This is a genomic window from Mucilaginibacter sp. P5_A6 (genome assembly GCF_056400585.1).
Genome location: NZ_JBFUKZ010000065.1, coordinates 1 through 4,531, shown reverse-complemented (window position 1 = coordinate 4,531; position 4,531 = coordinate 1). Strand labels below are relative to the sequence as shown.

Here is a 4,531-nt window from a genome sequence, read left to right as displayed (position 1 = left end):
GGTCGGTAACACCACCAAAGGAACCATCACCGTTTGTTACCGGAACATCGGGAGTAATGCTTAGCGCGGTGCCGATTACATTACTGGCGGTTGAATTTACATTTTCGTTGATATGCGCCAATTGAAGGCTGGTCCCTATTTTTAGCCAGTCAGTGGTTTTGTTATCTAAATTAAGCCTTAGGGAGTATCTTTTAAAATTAGATCCAAGGGCTATCCCGTCCTGGTTAAAATACGAGGTTGATAATAAATACTGGGTCCTGGCATCCCCGCCGTTTATAGTAATTGTGTGATTCATCATCGGGGCCTTCCGGAATAATTCCTTTTGCCAGTCGGTACCGGGGCCCAGGTATTGAGGGTTGGCAAATTCGGGCCTGGCATCAAAACCCCAGGCAACGGCCCGGGCGTTAATAAAAGTTGCAAATTCTGGTAAATTTACTGTAGGGAGCCGCTTGAGTATTTCCTGGTAACCGGTATAGAAATCATAACTTATCTGCGGAGGTCCGGCTTTGCCCCTTTTTGTAGTAACAACCACTACGCCATTGGTTGCCTGCGAACCGTATATGGCCGTTGCCGAAGCATCTTTCAATACGTCTATTGATTCAATTTCGGCGGGATTGATGGCATTTAACGGATTAGAACCGTTACCTGGGTCGGAAACCGGTGGAATAATAATACCATCTATTACGTACAGCGGCGAATTAGAGCCGGTTATTGACGACACGCCACGTATTTGAATAGATACCCCGCCACCAGGCTGGCCCGACACTTGTTGAACCACAACCCCTGCAACTTTACCCTGCAGGGCCTGGTCAAAAGTAGTTGGTTGCGTTTGGCGCAAACTGACTCCTGATATTGAACTGATAGCGCCCGTTACATCTGGCCTCCGCGCTTTASCATAACCAATAACAACAACCTCGTTCAAATTGCTGGATGTTGAATTSAGCCTGACATTAATTGCGCCGGCCTGCTTAACAGTTATTTCCYGTTGCGCATAACCTAAAAAGTTAAAAACAAGCACTTTGCCYGGCTCAGCSGMWATGGMATAACYACCATCAATGCYGGMKATAGTGCCCAGGCCTGTCCCTTTAATCTTAATGCTTACGCCTGGTATCGGCTGGCCATCKTCGGCRCYTGTTATTTTRCCCGTAATATTTACGGTTTGTGCATGGGCAGATATATAAAGAAATATACCCGCGATAATTAATGAAATCTGGTATTTCACTCTCTTTTGTAAATTTTTATCCATCTTTTAAAAGGATTTTAAGGTTTGATAATTGGTACATTGGTGTTTGGTTAGTAATTATTTGGTTTTTAATCTCGGTTTTTCTTCATAATCTAATAGGGTGATCTTATTGGGTTTGAAATTTACTGTTCAATATTATTTAATGAATTAATCAGGGTGCCGCCAAAAAGCTGGGCGGTTCAATTATCTGCTCATATCAAAAAGGCTTTATATCGAGGTTACCCTAAAAGCGGGAAACTCTCCAATAAAAAGATTACTTCAGGGTGAAAAATTCAAAAAAACGATAAACGTGTAAATGGCGGCTTTTAGGCATAATCTAAATAATTGGTTTATAAATCAGGGCTTACATATAATAACTTGGGTGGTATTATATTGGGGCAATATACCCTGTATGCTCAGATCGCCGGGTGTACTAATGTGGGTGATTGGTATGAAAAATGTCAATCTTGTTAAAATTCAATATATTGACAACCAGCAAATTAGCGAAATTAACAGGCGAAAAAAATGATTATACCGCCCCGTTGCAAAGGCAGTTTTTTTCACAACTATAAATTATTTGAATCTGCGGGATTGAGGTGAGAAGATCAATCTGTACTGTCCAGGTACTCGGAAGGCGTCATCGAAAATTCTTCTTTAAATACTTTAGAAAAATATTTCGCATCATTGAAACCTACCTCATAGGCAGTTTCGGCTATGGTGAATTGTTTTGTGAGTAGGAGTTGTGCTGCTCTTTTTAACCTTACCAACCTGATAAACTCAACCGGAGTTTTGCCAGAAAGATTAAATACTTTATTATATAATGTTGCGCGGCTCATATGCATCTTACTGCTTAGCAATTCAACTGAAAAGCCGGCATTTGAAATATTTTCTTCAATGACCGTCAATAACTTTTTCATAAATTTCGTATCGGGAGTTTCGATTTCCAAATCGCCCGGTTTCGCTTCAATTTGCCTTCGATATGTTTCTTTTACTACCTGTTGATTTTTAAGCAAATTATGAACCTTAAAACGTAGTATTTCAAAATTAAAAGGCTTAGAAAGGTAGTCATTCGCCCCGGTCTCCAAACCGGCCAGTTGCTTTTCATCGCCGGTAAAAGCAGTAATTAATATAAATGGTATATGTTCGGTGCGTTTATCGCTTCGGATCTTTTTGCAAAAATCAATGCCATCAATTTCGGCCATGTTAATATCGCTTATTATCAGATCGGGGTGTAAAGCCAGCGCCTTCTGCCAGCCTTCTTTACCATTTACCGCTTCAGCAACTGTATATAAATATTTAAGATCATCTTTGAGATAGGCCCTGAAATCGGGGTTATCCTCTACAATCAAAATGGTAATGTTTTTATTGCGTTTTTCCTGACTTGGCCTGTCGGGTTTAGGAACTTCCACTTCTTCGGGGGTATTTTCAATAGCGGTAAAATCATTTTTCTGGGATAACTTTAATGGCAGCCGCACAATAAAACAGCTCCCTTTCCCTTGTTCGCTTTCAACAGAAATGGCGCCACCCATCAAATCAACAAACTCTTTAGTAATTGACAAGCCAATACCACTTCCCTGGTTAATTAACGAAGCGGGCATGTCATTTTGAAAAAACCGCTCAAATATTTTATTGTGTTTTTCAGCAGGAATACCGACACCCGAATCTATTACCTTAATTTCGAGCAAGGTCATTTCCACGCTATTGGATTCCAACAACTTTGCTTCAACTGCTACATTACCAAAGTCGGGGGTAAACTTAAATGCATTTGAAAGCAGGTTAAAAAGTATTCTTTCAATTTTATCCTGGTCAAAAAAAGCAAATCCCGAATCAGTATCACACTTAAATGAAAAACTGATATTTTTTTTATCCGCCAGATCGGTAAATAAATCGCTTGCTTCTTTAATAGTTTTAATGATATCAGCTTCACGCAGGTCAAGCTGAAGTTTTTTTACTGTCATTTTACTAAAATCCAGTAACTGGTTAATCATATTAAGCAGCCGCTTAGAATTTTCGTGGATCAATTGAAGCTTTCGCCGGCTATAATTATCATCAGCTTGTTTTAACAACTTTTCAACTGGCGCCATAATCAGGGCGATAGGCGTTCTGAATTCGTGACTAACGTTGGTAAAAAAATCTATTTTCATCATATCCAGCTCGTGCTTATCCTGTGCTTCCTTTCGCACGCGCTCAATCTCAAACCGGGTTTCTATTTTTTTAATCCCCTGTTTGCGGATGTAATACAAGATCCCAAGTATGGAAAATACATACATAACATAGGCGATTGACGATTTCCAGAACGGGGGCAATACCTTTATTTTTAATTTTATATAGCTGGGTTTCCATTTTCCATCCCGGCCAATTGCCCTTACATTAAAAGTATAATTGCCTCCGTCAAGGTTGGTATAGGTGGCTTTCCGGATAGCATTGTTTGCAGTAAGCCACCCTTTATCAAAACCCTCCATCATATACTGGTGCGTTATTTTATTGGGGTTAAAGAAATTTATGGCGGCAAACTCAATGGTAAACACATTTTCGCTGTGCTTCAGCGTTATCTCCTGTGTGGCCGAAATTGCTTTAGATAATACGACATGGCCGTCAACTGCTTCATTGGCTGCTATGGTTTTGTTGAATAACTGGAAACCAGTGAAAATTAATTTAGGCTCATCAATATTCGGATGTATACTCAGTGGGTCGAACATATTGAAGCCATGCGAGCCACCAAATACCAATTCTCCTTTATTGGTTTTTAAGGCTGCATTTATACTAAATTCTCTGCCCTGCAGGCCATCTGTTTCATCAAAGTTTTCAAATTGAAATTTATAGGTGCCGTTACCCGGGGCCAATGTTATCCGGCCCAGCCCGTTTGATGTACTTAGCCACRTGGCCCCCCAGTTATCTTCCAATACATTCAAAACCTCGTTGTCGGGCAACCCGTCCTTTTTAGTCAGCGAGATAAAACGGTTTGTTTCGGGGGTCAATATGCTCAGTCCGTCATTTGTCGCTATCCATATCAGGCCGCGGCTGTCCTCCATGATACAATTGATGTAATAACTGATCAAACTGTTAGGGTCGTTGTTCTTTTTATTATAATGTATAACGCCACGTCCATTTTTTAATATTTTATCCACGCCCGAATATCCTCCTACCCAGAGATTTCCTTTGGTATCCTCAAAGAGTGCGGATACATAAGGCGACCTGATATCCGTTTTTTTAAAGGGAGGCGAAAATATTTTTTTGTCCCTGTCAAATATTTGCAAACCCGCCGCAAAAGTGCCTATCCATAACCGGTTTGATGAATCTTCCAGGATA

2 protein-coding genes are annotated in these 4,531 nt (G+C 40.5%); both read right to left on the bottom strand.

Features of this window, described 5'->3' with window-relative positions; all coding sequences use genetic code 11:
- Nucleotides 1-1,246: SusC/RagA family TonB-linked outer membrane protein (locus tag AC1DO4_RS27580; RefSeq protein WP_477420986.1), on the bottom strand; the 1,246-nt coding region annotated here is incomplete at its 3' end.
- A gap of 581 nt (nt 1,247-1,827) precedes the next feature.
- Nucleotides 1,828-4,531, bottom strand: a 2,704-nt coding sequence (locus AC1DO4_RS27575) for a hybrid sensor histidine kinase/response regulator transcription factor (RefSeq protein WP_477420985.1), incomplete at its 5' end; no start/stop codon positions are given.